Below are 26,976 nucleotides of genomic sequence, written 5' to 3'. Positions count from 1 at the left end.
TATATATTTTTATGAACAATTTAAATAAGATTAGGTTTTTTAAATAATTAGAAAGTGGGAAAAATAATGTCAAATATTAAATTAATAGCGTTAGATATGGATGGTACAGCTTGTGTATTTCAAAAGGGAATTGTTGAAGGTAATATCCAACCAATTATTAGTGCTCAAGAAAAAGGAGTTAGAGTAATTTTTGCAACTGGCCGACCAGTTATTATTTCGTTACCAGAAGCATATAAAGTTAAAATGGACCAATATAATGAATATTTTATTGGTTTTAATGGGGCTTGTATTTATGATATTGCTAACCAAAAAATTGTGCATACCCAAACTATTAATAATGAACATTTACAACTATTATTTAAATTAGCTGATAAATATGATGTTGATTTATGATGTTATACTGATAATTTAGATGAAGTAATTGTTAATTTTGATGCCCTTGGAACTCATAATTTAGAATGTAATTTTTTTACTGGGAAATATTATCAATATCGTGAATTACCAAAAATAACCCAGGAATCATATAAATGTTTAGCAATGAATGTTAAAGAAACTGATCAGTTTGTTAAAGAAGTAAGATTACATGGAATTGAAGTAGCAATTGATGCAGCAGGAACTGCGGAAATTAATGCGCCCGGAATTAGTAAGTATGTTGCGTTAGAATGAGTTGCTAAGAAATTAGACATTGATAATAGTGAAATTATGGCAATTGGTGATAGTATGAATGACTATACGATGATCAAAAATGTTGGGTTAGGAATTGCGATGGGTGATGCCCAACAACCCTTAAAAGATGTGGCCAAAGATATTACTGATATTGCCGCCAATGCTGGGGTAGCAAAAATGATTAATAAATATGTTCTAAATTCATAAAATACATTATATAATGGTGAAGTAGTAATTATATAAATAAAGGAGAAAAAATAATGAAAGTTAAACAACCGATTTTATTAGCAATTTTGGATGGGTGAGGAATTGCTAAAGATAGTAAAGGCAATGCTGTCACCCAAGCACATATGACTAATGTTGAAGCTTGAAAACAAAAATATCCATGGGTTGAAGCCCATGCATCCGGAGAATGAGTTGGTTTACCAAAAGGACAAATGGGTAACTCCGAAGTTGGTCATATTCACCTTGGTGCCGGGAGAATTAAATATGAATCATTAACTTTAATTAATAAAGCCATTGAAAACGGAACATTTAATCAAAATCCAGAAATCTTAGCAGCCATTAATTATGCGAAAAAAAATAACGGAGCATTCCATATTATGGGATTATTCTCAGATGGGGGAGTTCACTCGCATATTAACCACATGTTTGCTGCTTATCGCTTAGCAGCCAAAGAAGGTTTAACTGAGATCTACTTCCACTTGTTTGGAGATGGTCGCGATACGAAACCTGAATGTATTAAACTTTATCTTGACCAATTTTTTGCTATTCAAAAAGAATTAAAAGTTGGGGAAATCGCCACAATTGGGGGTCGCTACTATGGAATGGATCGTGACAAAAAATATGATCGTGTCCAAGTTGCCTATGATGTCTTAGTATCACGCAAAGGGGTCGAATTTTCTGATCCTTACCAATTTATTGACCAGGAATACCAAGCAGGACGAAGCGATGAATTTTTAACCCCAGCTTATAATGTTAATACTCCCAATGGTTATCTCAAAGCTGGTGATGGGGTGCTATTTGCTAACTTCCGTCCGGACCGGGCAATTGCAATTGCCTCAGCATTGACAAACCCTAATTTCCCGGTTGACCATGCGAGCGAATTCTTTAATCCTAAATTAGCCGATATTTATTTTGTTTCAATGATGGAATATTCAGCAACAGTGGCCTCACCGCACATTGCGTTTCGGCCAATTGAAGTTGTGAATGGTTTAGGAGAATGGTTAAGTAAAAAAGGTTATCGACAATTAAGAATTGCTGAAACCGAAAAAATTGCCCATGTAACATTCTTCTTTGATGGGGGGAAAGACTATTTTAAAAATGGTTTAGCAACCCAAGAAGAAATTACGTTACCAGGAGCCAGTGCCGATTTAATTCCATCGCCAAAAGTAGCAACTTATGATTTAAAACCAGAAATGTCGGCGTATGAAATTACTGATAAATTAATTGCCGAAATTAACCGCAATGAATTTGATGTTATTATCTTAAACTTTGCCAACCCGGATATGGTTGGTCACACTGGGGTGTTACCAGCTGCGATTAAAGCCGTTAAAGCAGTTGATGAATGCTTAGGTAAAATCTATGATGCGATGCAAAAAGTTAATGGGATTATGATTATTACTGCTGACCATGGAAATGCTGAAATTATGATTGATGAAACTAACGGACCAAACAAAAAACATACTTCACAGCCCGTTCCCATCATTATTACTAAAGAAGGGTTAAAATTACGGCAAAAAGATGCGGCGATTGCGGATATTGCCCCAACTATTTTAGACTTAATAGGAGAAGAAATTCCGCCCGAAATGACGCAACCTTCATTAATTGAAAAATAACAAAAAAACTAACTATTAATAGTTAGTTTTTTTATTATCCGGATGGATTAAATCTCGTCTTAATAAGATGGTAATGTTAGCTTTGGCATTTTTATCATCTTCGCTATTTCAATATTGTTTACTATATGTATCTCAATTAGTAACAATTTGTTTGAAATCCGCAGTTCAGTGTTTAGTTTCTTCTGCGTTCAAAATTTTATTAATTGCATTCCGCACCGAGAAGAACCGTAAACTTTCAGTCGATATTAAAGACGCAATGGCTAGGGATTTTTTAACTTCTTGTTCAAACATTGTATTTAAGGTAACTTTCTGCAGTTTGGCAATAGCATCACTAATAGTATAATTAGATATTTCAAAATTATCACTCCCAACCAAATAATTATAGTTAGAAGCATATCCTAAGTTAGTAGCAATTGCTTTGAAACTAGGTGGTAAACTAGTAATCCGCGCATCATTAAAGTAGTAATATCTTTTAACATCAGTTGTAGTAATAAAACCATTAATATATAAATCCACGGGGTCAACAATTAATTCTAACTTGTTATTTAGAAAAGCCGGGACTTTAATTACTATAATAATCATCTTCATAGTATTTAATGGCCGCTGTTTTTGTTTTTAAAATTTCTCCATTATCATTAATATTATTATTTTCTAAATTAATAATATTTTCCTGGGCTAATAGGGTTTTAATTGTTTGGTTAACTGAACTAAGATAATTGGCGGTTAAATAAATTTTAACTTTCAGGATTTTTTTCATCGTTAATTCTCATTTCTAAATCTTTTTTTCATTGTTTTTAATTATTATAATTTTAACCCAAGAACAAAGATAAGTTAATAAAAAATAGCGATAAATTTTAAACAATAAAATGATTTTTAAAATAAAAACTAACTTTTAAAAAATAATAGTTATATTATATAATTATTAGGACATTTAGAAAAGTAAGGAGAAGCATATGGATACTGTTAATACTAATAACAATAATGATTGGACAAATCCTAAACAAAGCTGAGATGAAAAAATCCAGTTAAAAAAAACAATGCTTGATCGCGTTGATCCGTTTGATTTTAAACTAGTTAATTTAAATAACACTGGTTATATTTTTGTGGGAACGGCGATTTTAGCCCCATTTTTTATTAGTATTTTAATCACTTATTTATTTGCCAAAAATCCTAACGCCGTGTTAGTAATGAACATTGTTAACTGAATTGTAGTTGGGGTTGGTTGTTATTTTGTACTATCTCGCGTCCAAGATAAATTATTACGAACAGGAGCAATTGCTTTTTATTACTTTTATTTTATTCCGAATATTATTAGTTTAATTGCTGGGGTTATCCTGGGGATTTTAAAAGTGCAAACCGATACGACTGCTAATTTAGTAGTATCGTGAATTGCGGATGTAATTTGTATTGTGATTTTAGCGAAAACTTCCCCTTATATTTTTGTGAAAATTAAATTAACATTTAAACAAAACTATAAATTATTAATTCCCACCGTTATTATTGCCTTACTTGTAACCTTTGGGTTTAACTATATCTTTGGCTTAGCCCAAGCCCAAATTACGCCAGGAACTTCTGTTAACCAAGCTAATTTAGTGGCCGGGTTAAATAAATGGTGAAATGTTGTTATTTTAGCAGTTTATACCATTTTTACCGCCCCAATTATCGAAGAATTAGCTTGTCGACACGGAATCTTCAGTTTGACAGGAAATAAATGGGTGAGTTATTTTGCCTCAATTATTTATTTTGCCGGAATGCACGTTTCTCAAACTGGGGACTGGGAACACTTTGTTGGTTATTTAGGAGCTTCGATTGCATTAGCATCATTATTTATTATTGCCCGGGGGAATGTAACTTATACTATTATGACCCATGGGTTATTAAACACGGTTACTTTTATCCTAATTTTAACGGTTCCGGCAATTGCTGGTTAATCATGAATAATAATATTATTAAATTAACTGTTAATAAAAATGATGCGCACCAAACAATCTTTAATTTTATTAAAAAAATGTTTAAAACAACTAGTTTATCAGTTATTTATAAATTATTTCGAAATAAAAAAATTAAAGTTAATAATAAGGTAGTTAAAGATCGTAGTTATCTCTTACAAGAAAATGATGTTATTTTAATTTTTGATAAAGCATTAGTCGTAAATAGTCGAAGTAGTGTACAAACAAGTCAATTACCGGGATGAGAGTTACCAATTGTTTATGAAGATGATAATATTTTAATTGTTGATAAACCCCACGGGGTTGAAATGCATTCTAATCTCCACGAAAGTTTAGATGGCATGGTGCGCAATTATTTAATTAATACTAATCAGTATCACCAAGATCATGAACAATCATTTGTAATTTCTCATCTGCACCGTTTAGATAAGTTTACCCGCGGGTTAGTAGTTTATGCAAAAAATAAATTAACTCTTGATTTACTCTTAGCCAACATAAATAATAAAAATGTGGTCCGTAAAACTTATTTGGCAAAATGTGAAGGTAATTATCAAGTTGATAATTTAGTTGTCGAAGGTTATTTAACTAAGAATGAAAACTTAAAAAAAATGGTTTTTACACCCCACTTAGTAAATAATACTAGTAAAGCTTGTGCAACCCAGTTTAAAACTCTTCAAATAATTGCTAACACAACATGGTTAACTGTCACTTTACTAACAGGACGAAAACACCAAATTCGAGCAACCTTAAGTTATCTTCATCATCCTGTTGTTAATGATGTTAAATATGGGGCAAAAAAAATTACCTCAGATTATATGATTTATTTATATGCTTACCAGTTATCTTTTGCAAATTTAACTGGTCATCTGGCATATTTAAACGAAAAGGTTTTTAAAATCCCAGAAAATATTATAAAATAAAACATAGGAAAGGTCGGTGAAATTGATGTCAACCAGAAGAGGAATCATTAGTATTTTTATTGGTGCTTTTACTTCCTTAATTGGGACAGCTTTTCAGTTTACCTTAATGTATTTATTAATTCAGAGTTATGGAACCCAGTTTAACGGGTTTATTAAGAATAGTATTGCCATTGTTTCATTTTTAGGTGGCGTAGAAGGGGGGATTGGGGTCTTAACCGTAATTTTCTTGATGAAGCCATTAATGCAAAAGGACTGGCGCAAAGCTAATGAAATTATTAATACTGCTAAACACCAATACAAAATTGGAGGAATTGTTGGATTAGTATTATTAGCAATTATTGCGCTCGTTTATAGTGGTTATACTTTTATTGTTGAAAAAGACTTTGGTGTTGCTTGAAATAATGGAACCAAAGATAGTTATCCTTATTGAAAAATGTTAATTATTATGTTAACAATTGGCTCAAAAAACTTATTAGCCTTATTTTGAACGGGTTGTTATGAAAATTTAATGCAAGCTGATCAAAATAATTATATGCGCCGGTTAATCCTAATGATTTGTGATTTAATTGTCTATGCCATTATTTTCTATTTAATTTCAATTACGGTGGATCCAGTTTTTGCGTTCTTAATTTTCTTAGGATATTCAGGGATGAAGTCCAGTTTGATTATCCTCTTTGTTAAATTACATTACCCCTGGATCCGAATTTACAAACAAAAAGATAATATGCAACTAGTGAAAGCAAGTAATATTGTCGCGTTAAAAAATATTGGTGAAACATTATTTTTAAATGCCGATGTAATTATTGTAGCTTTATTATTAGGTTTGAACATTTCGTCTACCTTATCACTATATATGACAATTGCGGTAGGAGTTCGCAGTATTATGCTAATTTTAATTAATTCTTTTAAAGAATTTTTTGCTTCGTGAACAACAAAAAATGGGCGAATTAATTGGAGCAGTTATGTTAAATTTGAAACATATGCTTTTATGATTGGTGGTTTCTTGTTTGTTAACCAGTTTATTTTATCACCATATTTTGTTAATGCTTTATATGCTCCGCAAATTATTTCAGGATTAAAAGAATGAACAAACCAAGAATACCAAGTTTTTCGGGAAATCTTTTATAAACCAACCTTTTCGTTATTAGTTGCTTTATCATCAGTTTTTATTGTAATTTCGGAGCCGGCCAATGTTTTAGTATATGCTAAAGCAAATTATAAACAAACGGCCAAACCAATCTTTTATTTTGGTATTATCAATGTTATTTTATCAGTCTTTTTTGCGGTAATTTTCCGCTTTGTCGCCAATAATTATGTTTTAGCATTATACTCAATCTTAGTGATTACCTGTGTAATTTCATGTGCCCGTTTTGGATACCTCTGGTTCTATAACTGAATCTTCTTAACCTATAATAGTAGTTTTAAAGGGGTATTTCGCAATTGGATGATTTTAATTATCCCAATCATTGTTGCGATTTTGGTTAACTATTTATATATGACCAAAGAATATAACCCAATTAATATCTTTGATTTTCGAGATTGAAATAACATTCCTGCCCAAATTAGTGTGGTGTGGGGATGAGGTAAATTATTGACAATTTTCTTTGGGATATTAGGAAGTTCAATTGTCTTAATATGTATTAACTCATTGTTATGAGCACCAACATCGGTACGGGGGATTTTCTTGCGTTTACCAATTGTTTATCGAATTTGAACAAAACGGCAAGCTAAATTAAGAACTCGTCGGAAAGAAAAATATGTTGATGAATTAATTCAACTCCAAGAACCCGAAAACCCCTATGAAAAAATTTGAGAACGGGAGGAAAAACTAGATGCTTCCCGGAAAAAACTTGACCAAGCCCAAGACTTGGAACCAAAACAAGAAATATATAAACTACGGGGTTAAAAAAATAATAAGAGCAAGCTCTTATTATTTTTTATGTTGTCCTAAGTATCCGGGGTGGTATTTTTCTCCATATAATACTTTCGTAATATTAACTAAACTATTAATACATTCACCAAAGCCAGTCATCATATTATAGTACTTACCTTCATAACTAGCAATGTTACCTGCCGCAAAAATTCGGGGGTTACTTGTTTTTCCATTGGCTTGGATTTTAATCTTGTGCAGTTTATCAAATTCTAAGTCAAAACTAGAAATAATACTTGGACTCATTTTTGAACCATACTGAACTAGAAATAAATCAGCACTAATATGGTGTTCACTTTGGTCATTTGCATTAGTTACGACTAATTTTTTCACTGTGTTATTTTCCACCATAATATCTTTAATAACATATGGTTTGAGTTCTTGAATATGATTTGCTTTTAATTTTTGGACGCTTGCTTCTTTGGCACGGTAGAGGTCTCGACGGTGGATAATTGTAACATCTTTTGTAATATTATGTTCAACTAGGTGGTTTGCTCAGTCTAAAGCACTATCACCCCCGCCCAGAATAACAACTTTTTTATTTTGATAGTTATTAACATTTTCCATCCGATAACTGAGGTTTTGATAAATAAGATTTGGATCTAACTGTTCTAAACGAATAGGATTAAAAACACCATTTCCCGTGGTAATTAAAATTGTTTTAACATTAATTATTTGGTTATTGGTTAACTCAACGCTAAAGCCTTCTGGTATGGCGATTAATTTTTTAATGTTAGTTTCTAACATTAATTCAATGTTATTGCCATTTTTAAGTGCTTGTTGATGTAATAAATCAACAAAATTATTGGCTCTAATATTTAAAAAGCCAGGAATATCATAGATTTCTTTTTCATTATATAACTCAATTGGTTGGCCACCAACATACATGTTTCCTTCAATAATATAACCATTTAAGCCCAGCATTCCAGCACAACTTCACCCGTATAAACCAACAGGACCAGCCCCAATAATTAAAATATCTCTCATTAATATAAGTCCTTTCTAATCCGATACTTTCCTTATTAATTATTACATAAATTTCAAGAATATTGTATGATTAATGCATTTTCAAGATATAATAATTTAAAAGAAGGGGAAAGAATGGAAGTCGTAATACAAAATCTTAATGGAACAGACCACTTAGCAAAAATTTTTAGTCAATATGTAAAGCCAAACCAGTGTCTTTTATTAACTGGTGAATTAGCCGCAGGGAAAACTACGTTTACCAAACAACTTTTGAAGTATTTAGATGTCCAAGAACCAGTTACTTCACCAACTTTTGTGATTTTAAACCAGTATCTTGGTCGCAACGGGTTAAAAATTAACCACATGGATAGTTATCGCTTATTGGGGCTAGATTCTACCGAAGAGTGAGAACAATATTTAGATGAGTTTGTAGATAGTTTAAATATTATTGAATGACCAGATATTATTAAAAAATATTTAGATGCCAAGTATGAACTGATCCACCTGACTATTACTTTTCGTGATCAGGGAACACGTCTTTTTACTATTGAAACTAATAATCAAGCATTATTAGAAGCAATTAGAAAGGAATTTTTATAACAATGTTAAATTTATTTATTGATACCTCTAGTAAATATCTTACTTTAATTCTTGAACAAGATGATAAACTAATTGATCATCTCCATATTATTGGGGAGCGTAAACATACCGAACAAACATTACCAGCCATTAACGCTTTATTAGCTAAACACCATTACAAACTAAAAAATGTCAATAATTTTTATTTAACCAAGGGACCAGGTAGTTATACAGGGGTGCGGGTAGGAGTTACTATTGCCAAAACAATTAAAACAATTAACCCGCTTGTTAAAGTTTACTTAATCACAAGTCTTCTTTACCAAGCTGGGCGAATTGATGCGGTGTCACTCCTTGACGCCAAAGGGGGAAAGTTTTATTTTGCTGTTGTCAGCAAGGGAAATGAGGTTATTCCTAGCCAAGTTCTTGATGAACCAACTATTTTAGAAATTGCTAAAAAATATCCGGAGTTTCCGATTATCAAAGATCAGTTAGATGAACCCCAGTTTGATTATTTAAATAATTATTTTAACTTAAAAAATAAGTTTGAATTAATTAAAGATATTAATGAAATTAAACCATTATATTTAAAGAAAGCAGTCGGTTAAAATGCTAATTATTAAACCAGTTAATAATATTGATGCCTTGTATTTATTTCAACTTGAAAAAGAGAATTATCCCCAGCATTATTATAAATATCGTAATTTAATTCAAATGATTAATAATCCCCAGTACTATTTTTATAAAATAACCCGTGGAGACAATATTATTTTAGGATATTTTATTTTATTAAAAAGTGGGGATGATTTAGAAATTATTAAATTAACCGTGGCTAAAAAATACCACCATCAGGGTTATGACACCAAAATGTTAAACTATATAATTAATAATTTTCAATACAATAATATATTCTTAGAAGTTCGCGTTGATAACCAAAATGCTTTAAAATTATACTATCAACAAGGATTTGTTAAAATTCGTGAAATCCCAAATTATTATGATAATGTTGCTGCAGATGTTTTACAATATCATCAGTAATAAGTATAGAAATAAAAAAATAAATGTTAAATTAACATTTATTTTTTATTTAAGATGACCGGAATAATTAGCGGATTACGTTTTTTATAACGGTAAATAAAAGGGGATAATGACTGTTTAATTGCATTTTTTAAAGCTCCAAAGGTCGGTTTTTGGTTTTGTAAAACATCATTAACAGCTTCTTGGGTAATACGAATTGATTCATTAATAATATTTCCTGAATCTTTAACATAGAAACTACCACGTGAAATAATTCGGGGCGGAGCTAATAGTTTATTAGTTTGGGAATCAATTGAAATTACCACCGCAATTAACCCATCTTTTGATAGTACTTCCCGGTCACGAACAACTGCTGTTGTTTGTCCCGATAAGTCTTTCCCATCGACATAAATTGCATCAGCATCTACTCGTTTACCAATTCAAGCACTGCCATTTAAAATATTAATTTGATCACCATTTGCACATAAAAAGACATTTTCTTTTTCAACATTAACACTAACGGCAGTTTCGCCATGTTGTTTTAACATACGATAATCACCATGCATTGGCATAAAGAATTTTGGTTTTAATAACGTAAATAATAGTTTTTGTTCTTCTTGGGAAGCATGCCCTGAGGCATGTAATTGGTTAACTGGACTATTTTCTAAAATAATTGCCCCATTGCGTGCTAGTTTATTAATTACTCTTTCAACATCAGCACGGTTCCCGGGAATTGGTGATGAAGAAAAAATAACAGTATCACCAGGAATAATTGAAATGTGGGGGTGTTGATTATTAGCAATTCGTGATAACGCTGCCATTGGTTCACCCTGACTACCAGTACAAATAATTAAAATTTCGTGATCTTTATAATTTTTAGCATCACTAGCTTTAATAAATGCTTTATCAGAAATTTTTAAATGTCCCATTTGCCGAATAATTTTAATAATTCGATCCAAACTACGACCAAATACTAAAATTTTACGGTTACATTTATTAGCAATTTCAACAATATGCTGAATTCGATGGACATTTGAAGCAAAGGTTGAAATTAAAATCCGACCTTTTGATTTTACAAAGATTTCTGCAATATTTTTAATAATTTTAGATTCTGTTGGGGTGTATCCTTCAACTTCAGCATTCGTACTATCAGCCATTAATAAGGTCACACCTTCTTGACCCATCATTACCATTCGTTCAATATCCGTTTTATGACCTAATGGTGTTCAGTCAAACTTATAATCTCCTGTTGAGACAATTTTTCCGTTTGGTGTTTGCACTGCTACCCCAAATGCATCGGGAATACTGTGGTTTACTGCAAAGTAATTAACTTTAAAGTTTTTTGTTTTAATAACACTCATATTATCAATTTCTTTGACAATCGTAGTTGCTTCTAACTTATGTTCTTTTAAACGGTCCCGAATTAAAGCAGCTGCTAACCGTGGTGCATAAATAATTGGCACACTAACTTCTCTTAATAAATAAGGAATTCCGCCAATGTGATCTTCATGACCATGGGTAATAAAAAGGGCCTTTAATTTTTTTTGATTTTCTTTTAAATAAGTATAGTCGGGAATGACAGCATCAACTCCCAACATTGTTGAACTCGGAAATTTTACTCCCGCATCAATCATAATTAATTCTTCATCATATTCGATACAATATGTATTTTTACCAACTTCTTCTAAACCACCCAACGCAAAAACTTTCGTTGGAATTTTATTTTTTTCATGATTTAAATTGCCACTAGCTTCATTTTGCTTATTTTTACTTGTAACGACTTGCTGTTTATTTTCATTTACGACTTTATTCTTAACATTCTCCATATATATTTCCACCTCATTATCTAAAAACTACCTAACTTTATAAGTTAGCTAATATTAATTTGTTAATAATTATTGTTATTAAAATTGTCTGATAAGAAAGAAAAAGTTGTTTTGCTAGTATCTAAAAAATTATAACATAAAATAAAAAAAACAATGAAAAAATAATAAAATTATGAAAAAAAAATAATTATTTTTTTGTAATTAGTCATTAAAAAAGACTTAAGAAACTAAGTGTTTTATCACTAATTTAAGTATTATCACGCAATAAAATTAAGGGTCCATTTTTCTATCCTTTGAATTTTTTTAATTTTTTGTTCTTTAATCTCATCATCTAAGGCAAAATACTTTAAATGGTATAACACAGTAATTAATCAAATTGTAGTTAAAATGGTGGCAACAATTCCAAAGCAAATAATGAAAATGTATCAGAGAGAATAATAATGTACTAAACTGATTCCTACTCCAATTAGAAATAATGATCCAATAATATAGACAATATTATGAACAATAATGATCAATGGGGTTATATTTTTTCTCCTTATTTTATTCTCTTTTTTCTTTTGATTAGTCAACTCCTCAACCAAAGGCAGGAGTAGTAGTTCAAAAGCCTATTCAAATGCCATTACCTTGATCTAAAGTTTAAAATGAAAGAATAGGCAGCTAGAAGTCCCGCTAAAACTGCGGATAACCACCCAAAGCCTGCAGCAGTCATTGCTTCTTTTATTGCTGCAATTCCGACAGAACCTAGTTTAAGTAGTTCATATCATATTTCACATTCAACGTGTCCAATATGCAATTTCCAATATCCAAATCAATACCATTTTGACTCTGTCCATACTCCACTATATGAAATTTGGAGTTTTTGATTAAAGCTAACTTTATTATTTATATCAAATGAAATTAAGTTAAGTTTTAGTTGTAATTCCAAACTACTAATGTATTGTGAACTAGATATAATATTATAAATATTTTTATCTCATATTTTTTTATTAAGGAGTTCCAAATTAATTTTTATTCTTCTGTTTATTAATGTGATAGATTCAATTAAATTTTCTTTTAATTTATTTTCTGATATTGTTTTGTGTCAATTAAAATCAAAATCATTTTTTGTATTATTTTTTAAATTTAGATTTGTAGCATTATTAATAATATTAGTTGATGTTATGATTGGTGTTATTCCAATAACTATTGTTTCTAAGTATGCCTAATAAATTTTTCATAATATTCTTTTCTCCTTTATATAATTACTTTTATTATGTAGGAATTAAGAAAATATAATAAATACAACATTATTAAAATTATTAGTAGCTAATATTTTATTATTATATTTTAATGTCTTGATTATCTTTTAATAGTATGAATTTATATAGAATATTTTTAATTATTAAAATTAATAGGTCCTTAAATTTTATAAGAGATTTTTAAAAAGAATTATTAATATTATTAGTTTTTTTATTAGTTATTGGATAAATAATGAGCCGTTATCTTTATTATATTATTTATCATATAAAAATTAAATTTAATTTATAATTTTATGTTTAACAAATTATTTTTTGTTCAGATAATGATGCTTTTTTAAATAGTATAAGTAGATAATTTCCATAAAAATAAAATTTTTTATATTTATTTTGTTTAAATTTATTAATTGCTTTTTTTTTTTTTTTTTAGGAAAATAAAAATATAAAATTAAAAATTGAGTGTATATAACACCTAAGCAAAAAAATAGTTTTGTTGGGTGTTTTTTAATTTTATAAATATTATGAGAAAGGAAAAAACGATAATGAAAGTAAAAAATTAAGCAGTATTTTTAGTCTAATATAAATATTAATTTTAGATCAAAAAGGATTATTTAAATTACATTTATAAATATCTTTTTGGTTGATAAATTGCAAAATAATTACAAGTAATATTAAAAAAATATAGTATATGTTACCATTAATCATTTTAAAAAATGAAAAACTTATAAATAATTATATTTTAAATTAAAGAAGGGAAACAAAATTATGGAAAAAAACCTTAGTGGTACAATAGTAAGTTTAAAACAAAATATTATGGAAACCTCATTAAAATTATTTAATAAATCCATTAAAAATTTTTTAGATGAAATTGATGAAAATGCTCCAGAAGATATAAAAGATTCTTTACATTTAACTAAAATTAATGAATTAACAAATAAGGTTGAGATTACATATTCTCAATTTACTAAAGAATTTGCTGATAAAAAAGATAAGTTATTACAAGAAATTAAAAAATTTGATTTAGATAAAAATTCATTAGAAAAAGCTAATAATTTATTAATAAAATTAGTCGATGAATACCGATACTTAAATTTAATTATTGGTAACCAAAAATCATTAACTAAAAAGAAAAGATTTTTATTTTTTTTCACTACAGAAAAAACATCAAAAACAGGGCTTTTATTAAAGGAACAAAGTGAATGTATTGATAGAATTAATATATTAAGTGAACAAATTAACCAATTAAAAATATCCAGCAAAGATAATTATCATTTAAGCACATTAGTGTATGATATTAATTCTAATAAATTAAGTAATTTTAATTTAAAAATTAATAATTTATTGACATATATAAATATTGAAAGAAAAGACATTAATGCTACAATTAGGACGATTAAAAAAGAAATTAATGAATTGGATATTCAATTAAGTGATGCAATTTTTAAAGCAGAAATAGAAAACCGATTACGATTAATTGATGAATATTATGAAAAATTAAAAAATAAAACAATTGAAAGTATAAAAATTAATAAAGAAAAACAAAAAAATATGGAAAAATCTAAAAATTCCCCCTACTATAATTTTCTTTTTATTATTTTTATGGAAAAAAATAACTTTGATAAAAAAATAGAATCTTTATTTAATGCCAAACATTACCAAAAATGATATGATAAAAACCAAGAATATTTTTTTGAGCATTTTTCAAAATATAAAAATGATAAATTAATTGAAGAAATGTTAAATGAATGAAAAAATTTTCGTAGTCATTATTCTGCTATTTCAATTAGTTTTCTTAAAGAGATATACATTGAACTTGCAAAAGACCAAAAACAATGTCAATTAAAAAAAATAAAGATTTATATAGTCTCATTGCTGATGATAAAATTCGAAATGCTGATATTTTAGAATTTCTTAAAAAAGATGCTGAGTTTAATACTTATCATGCAAAAATGATTTTAGAAAAAAGAGAAATAATAAATTCACATATTAGAAAACTTGAGGAATTTATTAATGAATATTATTATAATAAAGAAAATAATATATATTTTGTCTACTTATTATCAAAACATGATTCTAATAACTTTATTAATATAATTACTAAAAATGCTTTAACTAAAAAAGCACTCACTAGATGAAAAAATGATCATAAAGAAATTGCTAAAAAAATTGAAAAGAAAAATAAAACCGAAATTATTGGCAGTGCAAATTATAATTTTAATTTGCACTATGATCAAATTAAAGAGTCAATTGCAGATTTATTTGAGATGGTAGCAAAATACCAGAGCCCTAATCTTTCTACATTTTATGTACCCTTGGCAAATCTGGAACAAAAAAATAATGCAATTGAAGAAAAAAAAGAAGCAAACGCATATAAAGCAAGTAAACTTCAAGGTGAGTTAAAGTCATTGGAAGATCTAGCATCAAAAGAAAAAGAAGTCCAAAGATAAAAATATTTGTTCTCCTTACTCCTGGTGACTATTAATGTAATTTTTAAAAAGATGATTTTTATAATTTTTTATCATCTTTTTTATTTATTGAATAAAAAGTAGGCCATTATCTTTATTATATTATCATCATATAAAAATTAAGGCAAAAATAAAAACCAGATAAATTTATAGTAAAATTCATTCTGGTTTTTTTAGCCATGGATTTTTATCATCAATTAAATCATAATATAACTTTCCCTCTAAATGGGCTTGTTCATGTTGGAAAACAATTGCTTCATAACCGCGGATTGTTATTTTAATTTTTTCTTGTTTTAAATAATCGTAACCTTCAACTAAAATCCGAAAGCTGCGCGGAACATAACCCTCATGATCATTTGCAACACTTAAGCAACCTTCGCCTTCCTCTAAACAAGCAAGTTGGGAACTATACCCAATAATTTTGGGATTAACCAAGGCATGTTCAATAATAGTTCGTTGTTTCGTTTCATCATCAGTAGTATCAATTCGAATATAGTACATATTAACATTGGCACCAATTTGGGGGGCCGCTAGGCCAACGGCCGGACGAATTGCATGATCTTTATTTTCAGTGGGATCTTGTGAATAACGAACAAAGTCAATTAGTTTGTGCATAATTAATTCATCATTAGCGGAAAGTGGTAGGTTGACATCTACTGATGGTTCCCGAATGGATGTGCTATCATCAAACACTAATCAACTTTTATTGGGTACTTTACTTTGTAGCACTAAAATCACCTCAATAAAAATTATAACATATGAAATTATTAACAATAAATTATGTATAATAAATTTAAAAGAGAGGTTAACAATGCGAGTAATTAGTGGAAAATATAAAGGACGTGCCCTCCAAACTTTAGAAGGAATGAACACTAGGCCAATGACAGCCCGGGTTAAAGAAGATCTGTTTAATATTTTAGATAATTATTTTATTTATGAAAATAAAGTAGGGTTAGATATTTTTTCAGGGAGTGGTCAGTTAGGGATTGAAGGACTCTCACGCGGGTTACGACAATGTTATTTAAATGATTACCATCCAGGAGCATTAAAAATTATTCAAAATAATGTCCGCAATCTTCAAATTGAAAATGCAATTATTTTAAATGTTGACTACCAGGTCTTGTTAACTAATTTTATTAATAATAATATTAAAATAGATATTTTATTTTTAGACCCCCCATTTAAACAAATTGATTATTATTATGATATTATTACTTGTATATTAGAGAATAATCTTCTCAATAATTACGGTATTATTGTTTGTGAAGCCAACCAAGCCTTAAGTTTTGATAATTACAACTTGGTTATTTTAAAAACAAAAAATTATAAGAACAAGTATTTATATATATTACGGATAGAAAAGGAAGATGATACTAACAATGAATAATCACACTGGCTTTTTAATAATTTTTTCAGGACCATCCGGAGTTGGAAAGGGGACCATCGGCAAAGAACTTTTTAAATATGATGATTTACATTTAGCATACTCAGTGTCAATGACAACGAGAGAAAAACGTGAGGGTGAAGTTGACGGAATTAATTACTTTTTTGTAACCAAAGAAGAATTTCAAAAAGCAATTGCGAATGATGAGTTATTAGAGTATGCCCAATTTGTTGGGAACTACTATGGAACTCCCAAAGCATATTGTGATAAACAATTAGCAATGGGGAAAAATGTCTTGCTAGAAATTGAAGTTCAAGGCGCAACCCAGGTTTTACAAAAAGTTCCTGATGCTTTATCAATCTTCTTAGTTCCTCCTAGTTTAGAAGTTTTAGAAGCACGAATTCGGGGACGAGGAACTGAACCAGAGGAAGTTTTAAGGCAAAGGATGCAAAAAGCCCGCGAAGAATTGCCCTTGCAAGATAATTATGATTATGTAATTGTAAATGATACTGTGGAAAGAGCAACCAATGAAATTGTTAATATCATTCGCCAAGAAATTAAAAAGAGAAGTACCCCCTCAAGAGGATAAAAATGAAAACTCGTCAGTTATGTTTTGATATTTTATATCAAATTATTGTTAAAAAAGAATTTAGTAATAATTTATTAAACCAGATGTTAATTAAATACCCGGATCTTAGTAACCAGGATAAAACCTTAATTTTTAAAATTGTCTATGGAACCTTAAAAAATAAAATTTATTTAGAATATGTTACTAATAAGTTTATTGATCCCCACAAAACAAACCAAAAATTACAAATTTTATTATGACTCAGTGTTTATCAATTTTATTTTTTAGATAAAATTCCGAATTATGCTATTGTTAACGAAGCAGTTGAAATTGCCAAAACTATTAATCCTAAAGTTAGTGGTTTTATTAATGCAACTTTAAAAAGGATTTTGACTGCTGATGCTAGTGTTTTTGATATTATCAATAAAAATGAAATTGAAACTTTATCTATTCGTTATAGTTTTCCAAGGGGTTTATTATTAATTTTAAAAACTCAGTTTGGAGATGAACATGCTTTAAATATTATTAAAGATTCAATTAACATTCCCAAAATATCACTCCGGGTAAATACTTTAAAAATTTCTCGCGAAGAATTAATTGCCAAATATCCCCAGTATAATTTACAACCAAGTTTAATAACTTCCGCTGGTGTTATTTCATCATATCCAGTGATGAATAGTGAAATGTTTAAAAACGGAGAAATTATTATGCAAGATGAAATGAGTATTAAAGTTGTGGAAGCATTAGCACCCCAACCAGGTGAGTTAGTCCTAGATATGTGTGCGGCACCCGGCGGTAAAACAACTTACTTAGGACAGCTCATGAATAACCAGGGTCACGTTGATGCTTATGAAATTGCGAACTATAAAATTCCGTTAATTATGGAAAATATTGACCGTTTAGGGCTCACTAATATTGAAGTTCATAATTTGGATGCTAATTTAATTTCTCCTAATCAGTTATATGATCGGATCTTACTGGATGCTCCTTGTAGTGGATTCGGGGTTATTAAACGCAAACCGGAAATTAAATATAAAACATGAACAAGTGAAGACTTATTTGATCTTGTTAGCATTCAAGCCCAATTATTAGATAAAGCCTACCAATTATTAAAACCACAGGGTGTTCTTGTTTATTCAACTTGTACTTTTGAAATTTATGAAAACCAAGAGCAAATTAAAAACTTTGTCCAAAAATATCCGGATATGAAAATTGAGCAAGAAGAACAAGTGTTTGGTTATGAACATAATAGTGACGGATTTTACTACTGTCGCTTAGTTAAAACAAAATAAAAAAAACACTTTTAAAAGTGTTATGACTGGTTGACGATATGTTCTCCCAATCGGCTCATCGCTTTTAAATAATAACATATAAATTCAGAAAAAGATAGCAAATAAACCATAATTTGCGATAAAATGATATTGCATACAGAAAGGGAACTGAAAAGATGAATAATAATATTAAGATTGTTGAAGATTTACTAGCGAGCTATTTAGCAAGCAAAAATTTAGAGAAAGAAATAATTATTGAAAAACCTCGTCAAGAAGGGTTTGGGCACTTATCAACGAACCTAGCCTTATTATTAGCGAAAGATTTAAAAGCCAATCCGCGCGAAATTGCGAATGAAATTATTAGCTATATTAAGGAAAAGGACCAACAAAGTTTTAAAGAAATTAGTTTAGCGGGACCAGGTTTTATCAATTTTACAATTGCCAATGCGCAATTACATAAAATAATGACTGATGTATTAACTTTAAAAACAAACTATGGAAAATCTCAACCCAAAAATTATACTTATAATTTAGAAATTGTTTCGGCAAACCCCACTGGTTTTTTACACATTGGGCATGCGCGGAACGGAGCCATTGGGGATAGTGTGGCCCGAATTTTACGATTTGCTGGTTTTAATGTCCAAACTGAATACTATGTAAACGATGCGGGAAACCAGATTAATATTTTAGCAATTACTGTTTTTACTTGCTATCAAACTTTACTGGGCAAAGAAGTTACCCCTCCCGAAGAGGCATATAAGGGTGATATGTATCTTGATGTTGCCCAAAAATTTGTTGATAAATATCAAGATAAATATGTTGACTTAACTTATGGTGAAGATTACAAGTTAAGTGATCCTGTTGCCCACGAACTTTTCCGAAATGAATCAGTAGCATTATTCTTAGACATTATTAAAGAACAATTAAAACTATTCCGTGTTGATATTGAATATTATTCATCCGAAAAAGCAATTTATGCGGGGGGAAAAATTGATGCCGTTCTAGAGCAGTATGATAAATTAGGGAAAACCTATCATAAAGATGGGGCACTCTGGTTAAAAACAACTGACTTTGGTGATGAAAAAGACCGGGTATTAGTCAAAAATAATGGTGATTATACATACATTACTCCGGACTTAGCTGTTCATAATGAACGTTTACAACGTAGTAAAGCCGACCACTTAGTTAACTTTTGAGGAGGAGACCACCATGGTTATATTATTCGGATGTTAGCTGGTTTAGCGTTACTAGGTTATCCCAAAGATATCTTAGAAATTGATATGATTCAAATGGTACGGTTATTAAAAGATGGTCAAGAATATAAAATGAGTAAACGAAAAGGGACAGCAGTTTGGTTAATTGATTTAATTGAAGAAATTGGGGTGGATCCAATTCGTTATATGTTATCAAGTAAAACACCGCAAAGTCATATGGACTTAGATGTTGGTTTACTAAAAGAACATTCTTCAAAAAATCCGGTTTACTACGCCCAATATGCCACTGCCCGTTGTAATAGTGTGTTAAAGCAGGCCGCTGCTAATAATATTAGTTTTGATGATGTTAGTTCATTTGAATTATTAACAACGGATAAAGAATTAAACTTGTTAAATGATATTGATTTATTTAACCGTTATGTTGAATCCAGTGCGAAAATGCGCCAGCCCCATTTAATCTGTGATTATATTCAAAATATTACTCGTCAGTTCCATTCTTATTACAATGAATTTAAAGTTATTAATTTAGAAAACTTAGCATTAACAAAACAACGTTTATGTTTTATTCAAGTTGTTTACCAAGTTTTAAGTAATGCTTTTAACCTAATTGGTGTTGATGTTATGGAAAAAATGTAATATAATAATCTTGTAAATTAAATAGTTAACAGAGTACAAATAGTACCTAACACCCATAAGTTAGTGCTATTTGTTTTTTTATTTAATTTATCTTTTTCAATAAGTAAAGGAATAACGATGAAAAATAATGTGTCTCATAATCCCCACCCTCAACGCTCCCAGTCCCAATTACCACCTCGTCAACGGGCTTTTTGGGCGATCATTTCGTTTGCAATTTTTAAAGTAACAAAAAGCATCACCATCTGAGTATTAATGCTGTTAGCAGTTTTATTATTTAATGCTTTTTTAGTTACATTATTAATAATTTCGCCAACATATAGTAATTTTATTGTTAATTTTCAATATGAAGTTATTATCTTTAGTAATATTTTTTTACTTATTTTTATTTTATTAGGCGCCATTAAATTTTATGGTCGTGAATTAGAAGATGGCACCTACTTGTTATTAATTTCAAAACCATATCATCGGTTAACCATTTTTTTCTTAAAGCTATTAGCATTATGAATTTGCCTTGCTTTTTTCATTGGTTTAATATTATTAACTGGCTATCTTATTAGTTTAGTAGTTTATCATGTTAGTTTAAAACCAATATTTTATCTCCAGATATTAAAATTGCTGGTTAATTTATTAAAATATACGATGATGTTATCATTTTTAGCTGTCAATGGAATTATCTGTGCTCTCTCAATTTTTTCTTCGCAAATTGTAATTTTAATTGTCACAATTTTTTGTAGTTTATTTTTATTAGGGGGTCTTCCTTATTCATTAATTAGTACCTTGAGTAATAATATTGAAATAACTTTTACGGATGGTGGGGGCACTTATCCTGTCAGTCGCCTTCGTGAAACAATCTTGTTTGTGGAAGATTTACAAGATAATAAGATTGCTAATCCGGTGTTAACAAAAAAAATTTATGATTTTTATGCCCAGGATAGTCCTAGTGATTTGCAAGCAATTATTAATGGTACAGATAGTAATCTTCTTAAAAAGAACCGGTTGTTATTTTACCAATCACTAGGATTAACAAAAAAAATTACCGTTACTTTTCATGCCAACAAAATTACATCATGGCTAGGAACCTATAAAAATCAAAATATTAATGATATTATTAGTGCTGATCAAAAAGCATCACCATCCCGTGATACTACTCTTGATTTAACCTTAGGCAGTGATTATGGTTTTAAAACTTCCCAAGAACTTAACTCCCATAATGTTATTGACCAGGAATTACTAAATTTAATTGCGAGCACTAAAGCCCAAACCCCTAATTGAGATTATTATTACCATTATTATTTAAATAATACTAATTCATTAATGCTTTTTAATGATAACACTTATTTTACCATTGATAATTTATCATACCAGGAAAAAAATATTAATCCCGCTAATATTTTTAAAGCGATCTTTAGCAGTAATTATGAACATGTTAGTTCGCAATATTTAGCTAGTCCTGATTTTATTCAGAGTTTGGACCATTATTTTAAAAACCCCGTCTTTTATGTTGTAAAAACATTAGAGGATAATATCCTACAAAAAGTTTATGATTATAAAATTTTGCAACTAGCTACGGTAAAGATTAATCAAGACTGAAAAAAATATCAAAATTTAACAACAGTGTACCAATTAATTACAAAATTTAATTTACTTGAACATTGAAACCAAATATGAACGACCATGATTAGTTATGAACCATATCAATTTCAGCCATTTGCTAATAGTTTTATTGATTTTGATAGTCAAAAAAACAAACTAATGAGCTATCAAGACTTTCCCTTAGTATTAGATGCTCAACATAAGATTATTTTGCAAACCAAAAATTATTTAAAAATTAAAACCTTAATTTATCTTTACTTAGCTATTAGTATTTGTTGTTTGCTATTAGCAATAATAATTATTGCTCGAAAAAGTATTACCTAACAAGGAGGAAATTATAATGCCAAATAAACTAATGTTAATTCCCACCATTCAAGTCACTAATTTTCAAAAGAAATTTAAAAAAAATATCGTGGGACCGTTTAATTTTATTGTCCATTCTGGTAAAATGCATGCCATTCTAGGAGCATCGGGAAGTGGGAAAACAGTATTAATTAAATCATTAATTGGTGGATTAAAAGGATTCAAGGGAAATATTACCATCAATGGCTACAAAAATAATGCCATTAAAATTAAGAAAAGAATTGGTTATGTTCCGGAGTTTTTAACATTTCCAGAAAAAATCTCAGCGTATAATTTTCTCAAATATTTAGGAAGAACCAATGGTTTGCGTGGTAGCTACTTAAAAAATCGAATTAAAACATTGATGATGTCATTAGATTTATGAGAATTTCGTGATCGCGATGTTAATTCATTTTCCAGCGGGATGAAAAAACGGATTATGATTATCCAGGGAATTATTCATGATCCGGATATTATTATTTTAGATGAACCAGAATCCGGATTAGATATTGATAATCGTAAAAAAATTATTCAATATTTAAAAAGATTAACCTTACAAGGGAAAACTGTCTTTTTTTCTTCCCACTTATTAGATGAGATAAAAAATTATATTGATGAATTTACAATGATTATGATGGGTAAACAATATTATACGGGTTCCATTAAAAAATTTAATTTACAAAATACTTATGCGTTAACAAGTAACAACCAACTAGCAATCCAAAAATATTTTCAATATTACCGAATTCCTAGTTGGTATGAAGCTGAAAATAGACAATTAAATTTTGTTATTCGCAGCCCTCTGGATTTATATTATATTACCCAGTATGCTTTACAATATCAAATTAAAATTTATAAAATCAAAGAAGTAGAGTTTTCATTTAATTTTTTATTTAAAAAACTCAATATTAAATTTGATTACCATAGTTAGACAAGAAAAAAGTTTTAAGAAGGGAAAAAAGTTATTATTTAGATAATGATAAACTTATATTATATAAGAGTGTTTAAAACACCAGTGATATTAGTTTTTAATATGATTGGTGTTTTTTATTTAATTAAAGGAGATGAACAAAAGATGAAAAAACTTTTAACTTATTTAGGAATTATTTTATTAACAACCGCCCCTGGTGTTAGTTTAGTTGGATGTAAACCAATAAATAATAATGCTGACTCCGGTGGGGGTGATAATGATATCAATAATGATTTAAAAACCTTATCCAAAATTGAAGAAGAATCATTATCTGATTTAAATGACTATAGTGCTCAACAAAATAATATCATTGATATTACATTAGGAGGAGTGCAACCGGCATTTAGTGCCATTGCCAAATTAGTCTCTAAAGAAAAACCAGATGTTAATTTGAATTACGAGGACGCTAATTATGGTTCCGCGCTCCAATATTTATATTATAATTTTAAACAGTATTTTAATAATTCAATTAATGCTAAAATTAAACATCAATATGCTGCTTATTATTTAACGAGCGATCCCTTGGTGTTAGCAGCTACGCCCGTTAAAATTAGTGCAACTTATATTGACCTTGATACGTTAGCTAGTTTGATTAATGATCCTTCAATTAAAACAGCAACCGCGGTAACAATTAATATTGCTTTACGCTATACTGTCCAATATAAAACTTATAGTTCAAATATTGATTATAATATTAAATTTATTGCTACTGACCGGGTGGATGCTATTAAAAATACGATTGGTAAAATTATTGGAATTATTTCCGATGCGACAATTGGTTATTTTAATAACTTACAAAATGTTACCATTGATGATCCACAGTCTAAATTCTATAATATTTTCCAAAAATTCCAGATTAATTTTGATGATAATAAAAATGGCCCAGTAGTTAATAATCTTGTTCTAAATGGTTTTCAAGCGATGATTAAAACCCTGCCGGCTTTACAAAATTATTTAAGCTATATTAAATATGATAATAGTCAAAGTTTTATTACCTTATTAAGTCAGTGGGTTAATAATACGACCAACGGAGTTGAGCCAGTGACTGCTGCTAGCGCTCCCTGAAATTGAACGGGAAATGGTTATGATCCTAGTAAAATTACCATTGCTAATTTTGAACAGTTCTTTTTAAAAATTTCGTCAATTTTTAGTAGTGGGGATGTTTTTGACTTAGCTAATTTTAAGATTAACCTTAATATTATTACCATCGCGGGATTACCATTATCAGGGGTGGTAACCAAAGGGGGAACAGCCCTAGCTTTAGATTTAAAAGCTTCTAAACAGGGTATGCAACAAAAATTAGATAACTTTGCAAACATTGTCGTGAAGTTTTTTAATTATTTCCATTTCACTTCTAATCAACAGCTACCCCAAGTTGCGATTACCATTAATCAGGATCTAAGTAATAAATTAAAAGATCCCAATAATAGTCATTTAAATAATTTTTTACCGCTATTAATCAGTGATTTTAAAACCCAAAAAGATGTGCAGACATTACCAGATATTGATTTGTTTAATGGTTTAAATGATCGGATTTATTATGATAGTGGGAATGACCCTTGTTTACAAAAACAAAATGATTCTCAATGATTAGTTCCTTATCATAATCCAGCAAATCAAGGTGTTACGGGATGAAATTTTATTTTATCATTTGGGGCCATTGGTCAATGAATGACAACCGGTTATAAAATTGCTGATTCAACATATTTACCGTTGCTTATTAATCTTAGCGCTGAATAGTGATGAAAACTAATCTTAATTCTAACCATGCTGCTTTAAATTATTCCCATAAAAAAAGTTCTTGCTGGTCAATAATCTTGTTTGCTCTTTTTAAAATTTGAAAATCAATGTCGATTTTATTACTGACAGGATTAGCATTAGTTTTAATGGGAGGATTAACCTTATATTTAATCTTAGCAACTAATGATTTAAATAAACTAATTATTAATTTTCAATATGGTGTCTTAATCTTAACCAATTTATTAGTTTTATTATTTATTCTCTTTATTGCAATTAAAATTTTTGCTCGGGAATTTCAAGATGGCACATATTTGTTATTAATATCAAAACCGTACCACAAATCAATGTTATTTTTATTAAAATTAATTGCGTTGTGGATTTCAATTTTGTTATTTCTAATCATTGGACTTGGAATTCCGTTAATAATAAATCTTATTTTTACGGCGCTTAGTTTTAATCCTGCAAATTGCAATCTCCTAACAACAATGCTAATTAAGTTAATTATTTATTTATTATTCTTTAGTTTTTTAGCCGCGAGCGGAATTTTATTTGCAATTTCTTTTTTACACTTTCAAGTTGTTTTACTAATTGTAATTATTTTTTGTAGTTTATTTTTAATTGGGGGCATTCCCTATACCTTAATTTTTGCAATGAGTGATAATATTTCGCTAAAATATGGAGATAATAAATACCATGTTAGTGATATTAAAACAACATTATTATTTCCACAAATGTTGAAAAATAATCTGATTAGTTATCCCCACTTAACTACAGCATTGTATGATTTTTATGCAAAGAAAACTATTAACCAATTAACCCAGATTTTAGTTAACCAAGATGATGAAAGTTTACGGTTAAACCGTTTGATGTTTATTAACCACCAGTTGGGGTTAACTGCCGAAAAACATCTTAAATTAACTGCGCATAATGTTAGTGCCTGAAAGGGAACATATAATGGGACTGATATCAATAGTATTATTAATACTGATTTAGGGGCTGGAACAACAACGACAATTACCTTAAATATTAGTTCCCAGTATTTTTTTAAATCTTATGATGATTTAAATGACCACAATATTTATCAGCATGAGTTAAAAACCTTAGTTGATAACTACCAAAAAATTGTTGATTGGAATACTTTTTATAATCTAAAATTATCAACTACTAGTTCGCTATATGTCTTTGATCCTAATAATAACTGGCTAACAGTTGATCAAAATAGTTATCATGAGCAGAATTATGATCCAGTTGATATTTTTCAAAATTTATTCCTAGCTAATTTTGTCGGGCAAAAATCTAATTATGTGGCAAATGATAGTCAGTTTTCGTTAGCAATTATGAAGTTATTTGAAAACAATGTTTTTTATGTTTTTAAAGAGTTGGAAGATAATATAATTAAAAAAGTCCTAGATTATAAGATTATCACCACGCAGTTTTTAACAGTTGATAGTAATTGGCAACATTATGTTAAGTTAATGCATCTTTATCGGGAATTATCCATCATTAATGTTTTAGAACATTGAAATCAGTTATGAACAATGTTTTTACCCGTTAATAAATATTGGTTTGTTCCCCTAAGTAATAGTGTGATTGATTTTACAAATCAGCGGAATTATTTAATGAGTTACCAAGATTTTCCCCTGGAACTTGGGAATGGCAAAATTACTAGTAATTACCAATTTTTTTTAAATGCAAAACCAATAATTATCAGTTATCTTACTTTTAGTGTGGTTTTATTATTTCTTAGCTATTTTATTATTATTATTATTATTAAACGCAATATTTTATAGTTGCAAAATAAATTAATATAGTGTTTAATAGGGTTAATGAAATTATATTGTGCTATAATTACTTTTAAGCAAGTGAG

Annotated in this window: 23 protein-coding genes; 18 read left to right on the top strand and 5 right to left on the bottom strand. The window is 29.1% G+C overall.

Annotated elements, in window-relative coordinates; translation table 4 throughout:
* Positions 1-66 precede the first annotated feature (66 nt).
* A complete protein-coding gene (locus SERIO_RS04610; RefSeq protein ID WP_047791684.1) occupies positions 67-873 on the top strand; it encodes a Cof-type HAD-IIB family hydrolase in 807 nt (268 codons plus the stop codon).
* Positions 874-926: 53 nt separating this feature from the next.
* Positions 927-2,504 (top strand): 2,3-bisphosphoglycerate-independent phosphoglycerate mutase, encoded by a 1,578-nt coding sequence (gene gpmI, locus SERIO_RS04605; protein ID WP_047791683.1) that lies wholly within the window; start codon positions 927-929, stop codon positions 2,502-2,504.
* 15 nt (positions 2,505-2,519) lie between these two features.
* Here gpmI and SERIO_RS04600 read toward each other — a convergent pair whose 3' ends face one another.
* A complete protein-coding gene (locus tag SERIO_RS04600; RefSeq protein ID WP_079450805.1) occupies positions 2,520-3,092 on the bottom strand; it encodes a ribosome-inactivating family protein in 573 nt (190 codons plus the stop codon).
* The gene (locus SERIO_RS04595; protein ID WP_047791681.1) at positions 3,067-3,261 is read right to left on the bottom strand and encodes a hypothetical protein; all 195 of its coding nucleotides are present in this window, start codon (positions 3,259-3,261) and stop codon (positions 3,067-3,069) included. The genes SERIO_RS04600 and SERIO_RS04595 overlap by 26 nt, the downstream gene beginning before the upstream one ends.
* Before the next feature lie 196 nt (positions 3,262-3,457).
* Here SERIO_RS04595 and SERIO_RS04590 point away from each other — a divergent pair, with 196 nt between their 5' ends.
* Genes SERIO_RS04590 through SERIO_RS04580 form a run of 3 tightly spaced genes read left to right on the top strand, consistent with a single transcriptional unit; the run spans position 3,458 to position 7,279 of the window.
* Positions 3,458-4,435, top strand: a complete 978-nt coding sequence (locus SERIO_RS04590) for a CPBP family intramembrane glutamic endopeptidase (RefSeq protein ID WP_047791680.1) — start codon at positions 3,458-3,460, stop codon at positions 4,433-4,435.
* 2 nt (positions 4,436-4,437) lie between these two features.
* On the top strand, positions 4,438-5,373 hold the full coding sequence (locus SERIO_RS04585) for a pseudouridine synthase (protein ID WP_047791679.1): 936 nt from the start codon (positions 4,438-4,440) through the stop codon (positions 5,371-5,373).
* A gap of 25 nt (positions 5,374-5,398) precedes the next feature.
* Positions 5,399-7,279 carry a transporter gene (locus tag SERIO_RS04580; RefSeq protein WP_079450804.1) on the top strand — a complete coding sequence of 627 codons (1,881 nt, stop codon included), beginning with the start codon at positions 5,399-5,401 and terminating at the stop codon, positions 7,277-7,279.
* Positions 7,280-7,303: 24 nt separating this feature from the next.
* On the opposite strand, the gene SERIO_RS04575 is transcribed toward SERIO_RS04580, so the two are convergent.
* Positions 7,304-8,290 carry an NAD(P)/FAD-dependent oxidoreductase gene (locus tag SERIO_RS04575; protein ID WP_047791678.1) on the bottom strand — a complete coding sequence of 329 codons (987 nt, stop codon included), beginning with the start codon at positions 8,288-8,290 and terminating at the stop codon, positions 7,304-7,306.
* A 114-nt stretch (positions 8,291-8,404) separates the two neighbouring features.
* Between SERIO_RS04575 and tsaE the strand changes: the two genes are divergently transcribed.
* Genes tsaE through SERIO_RS04560 form a run of 3 tightly spaced genes read left to right on the top strand, consistent with a single transcriptional unit; the run spans position 8,405 to position 9,883 of the window.
* Positions 8,405-8,869 carry a tRNA (adenosine(37)-N6)-threonylcarbamoyltransferase complex ATPase subunit type 1 TsaE gene (gene tsaE / locus SERIO_RS04570; RefSeq protein WP_047791677.1) on the top strand — a complete coding sequence of 155 codons (465 nt, stop codon included), beginning with the start codon at positions 8,405-8,407 and terminating at the stop codon, positions 8,867-8,869.
* Positions 8,870-8,871: 2 nt separating this feature from the next.
* On the top strand, positions 8,872-9,453 hold the full coding sequence (tsaB, locus tag SERIO_RS04565) for a tRNA (adenosine(37)-N6)-threonylcarbamoyltransferase complex dimerization subunit type 1 TsaB (RefSeq protein ID WP_047791676.1): 582 nt from the start codon (positions 8,872-8,874) through the stop codon (positions 9,451-9,453).
* A 1-nt stretch (position 9,454) separates the two neighbouring features.
* Entirely contained in the window at positions 9,455-9,883 is a 429-nt protein-coding gene (locus tag SERIO_RS04560) for a GNAT family N-acetyltransferase (protein WP_047791675.1), read from the top strand.
* Between the two features lie 38 nt (positions 9,884-9,921).
* Here SERIO_RS04560 and SERIO_RS04555 read toward each other — a convergent pair whose 3' ends face one another.
* Positions 9,922-11,688 (bottom strand): ribonuclease J, encoded by a 1,767-nt coding sequence (locus tag SERIO_RS04555; protein WP_047791674.1) that lies wholly within the window; start codon positions 11,686-11,688, stop codon positions 9,922-9,924.
* A gap of 2,003 nt (positions 11,689-13,691) precedes the next feature.
* On the opposite strand from SERIO_RS04555, the gene SERIO_RS04540 reads away from it, so the two are divergent.
* Together SERIO_RS04540 and SERIO_RS04535 are read left to right on the top strand one after the other, a co-directional pair.
* A complete protein-coding gene (locus SERIO_RS04540) occupies positions 13,692-14,831 on the top strand; it encodes a hypothetical protein (RefSeq protein WP_047791671.1) in 1,140 nt (379 codons plus the stop codon).
* On the top strand, positions 14,759-15,373 hold the full coding sequence (locus SERIO_RS04535) for a hypothetical protein (protein WP_047791670.1): 615 nt from the start codon (positions 14,759-14,761) through the stop codon (positions 15,371-15,373). The genes SERIO_RS04540 and SERIO_RS04535 overlap by 73 nt, the downstream gene beginning before the upstream one ends.
* A 165-nt stretch (positions 15,374-15,538) precedes the next feature.
* On the opposite strand, the gene def is transcribed toward SERIO_RS04535, so the two are convergent.
* Entirely contained in the window at positions 15,539-16,120 is a 582-nt protein-coding gene (def, locus tag SERIO_RS04530; protein ID WP_047791669.1) for a peptide deformylase, read from the bottom strand.
* Between def and rsmD the strand changes: the two genes are divergently transcribed.
* The 8 genes from rsmD (at position 16,062) to SERIO_RS04490 (ending at position 26,899) form a co-directional block, all read left to right on the top strand.
* The gene (rsmD, locus tag SERIO_RS04525) at positions 16,062-16,778 is read left to right on the top strand and encodes a 16S rRNA (guanine(966)-N(2))-methyltransferase RsmD (protein WP_148553467.1); all 717 of its coding nucleotides are present in this window, start codon (positions 16,062-16,064) and stop codon (positions 16,776-16,778) included. The genes def and rsmD overlap by 59 nt on opposite strands.
* Positions 16,771-17,364, top strand: coding sequence for a guanylate kinase (gene gmk / locus SERIO_RS04520; protein WP_047791667.1), 594 nt, complete (start codon positions 16,771-16,773; stop codon positions 17,362-17,364). Before rsmD ends, gmk begins: the two co-directional genes overlap by 8 nt.
* A 2-nt stretch (positions 17,365-17,366) precedes the next feature.
* Positions 17,367-18,635: a 16S rRNA (cytosine(967)-C(5))-methyltransferase RsmB gene (rsmB, locus tag SERIO_RS04515; protein WP_047791666.1), complete on the top strand. Its 1,269-nt coding sequence runs from the start codon at positions 17,367-17,369 to the stop codon at positions 18,633-18,635.
* 155 nt (positions 18,636-18,790) lie between these two features.
* Positions 18,791-20,464 carry an arginine--tRNA ligase gene (gene argS / locus SERIO_RS04510; RefSeq protein ID WP_047791665.1) on the top strand — a complete coding sequence of 558 codons (1,674 nt, stop codon included), beginning with the start codon at positions 18,791-18,793 and terminating at the stop codon, positions 20,462-20,464.
* Positions 20,465-20,581: 117 nt separating this feature from the next.
* Entirely contained in the window at positions 20,582-22,381 is a 1,800-nt protein-coding gene (locus SERIO_RS04505; RefSeq protein ID WP_053040854.1) for an ABC transporter permease, read from the top strand.
* A 16-nt stretch (positions 22,382-22,397) separates the two neighbouring features.
* Positions 22,398-23,330: an ABC transporter ATP-binding protein gene (locus SERIO_RS04500; RefSeq protein ID WP_047791664.1), complete on the top strand. Its 933-nt coding sequence runs from the start codon at positions 22,398-22,400 to the stop codon at positions 23,328-23,330.
* 144 nt (positions 23,331-23,474) lie between these two features.
* Positions 23,475-25,109: a hypothetical protein gene (locus SERIO_RS04495; protein WP_148553465.1), complete on the top strand. Its 1,635-nt coding sequence runs from the start codon at positions 23,475-23,477 to the stop codon at positions 25,107-25,109.
* Between the two features lie 2 nt (positions 25,110-25,111).
* Positions 25,112-26,899: an ABC transporter permease gene (locus SERIO_RS04490; RefSeq protein ID WP_047791662.1), complete on the top strand. Its 1,788-nt coding sequence runs from the start codon at positions 25,112-25,114 to the stop codon at positions 26,897-26,899.
* Positions 26,900-26,976 lie beyond the last annotated feature (77 nt).

It is taken from the genome of Spiroplasma eriocheiris (assembly GCF_001029265.1).
Lineage (GTDB): Bacteria > Bacillota_I > Bacilli_A > Mycoplasmatales > Mycoplasmataceae > Spiroplasma > Spiroplasma eriocheiris.
The sequence above is the reverse complement of the archived record's forward strand: the minus strand, read 5'-3'. Positions and strand labels throughout refer to the sequence as shown.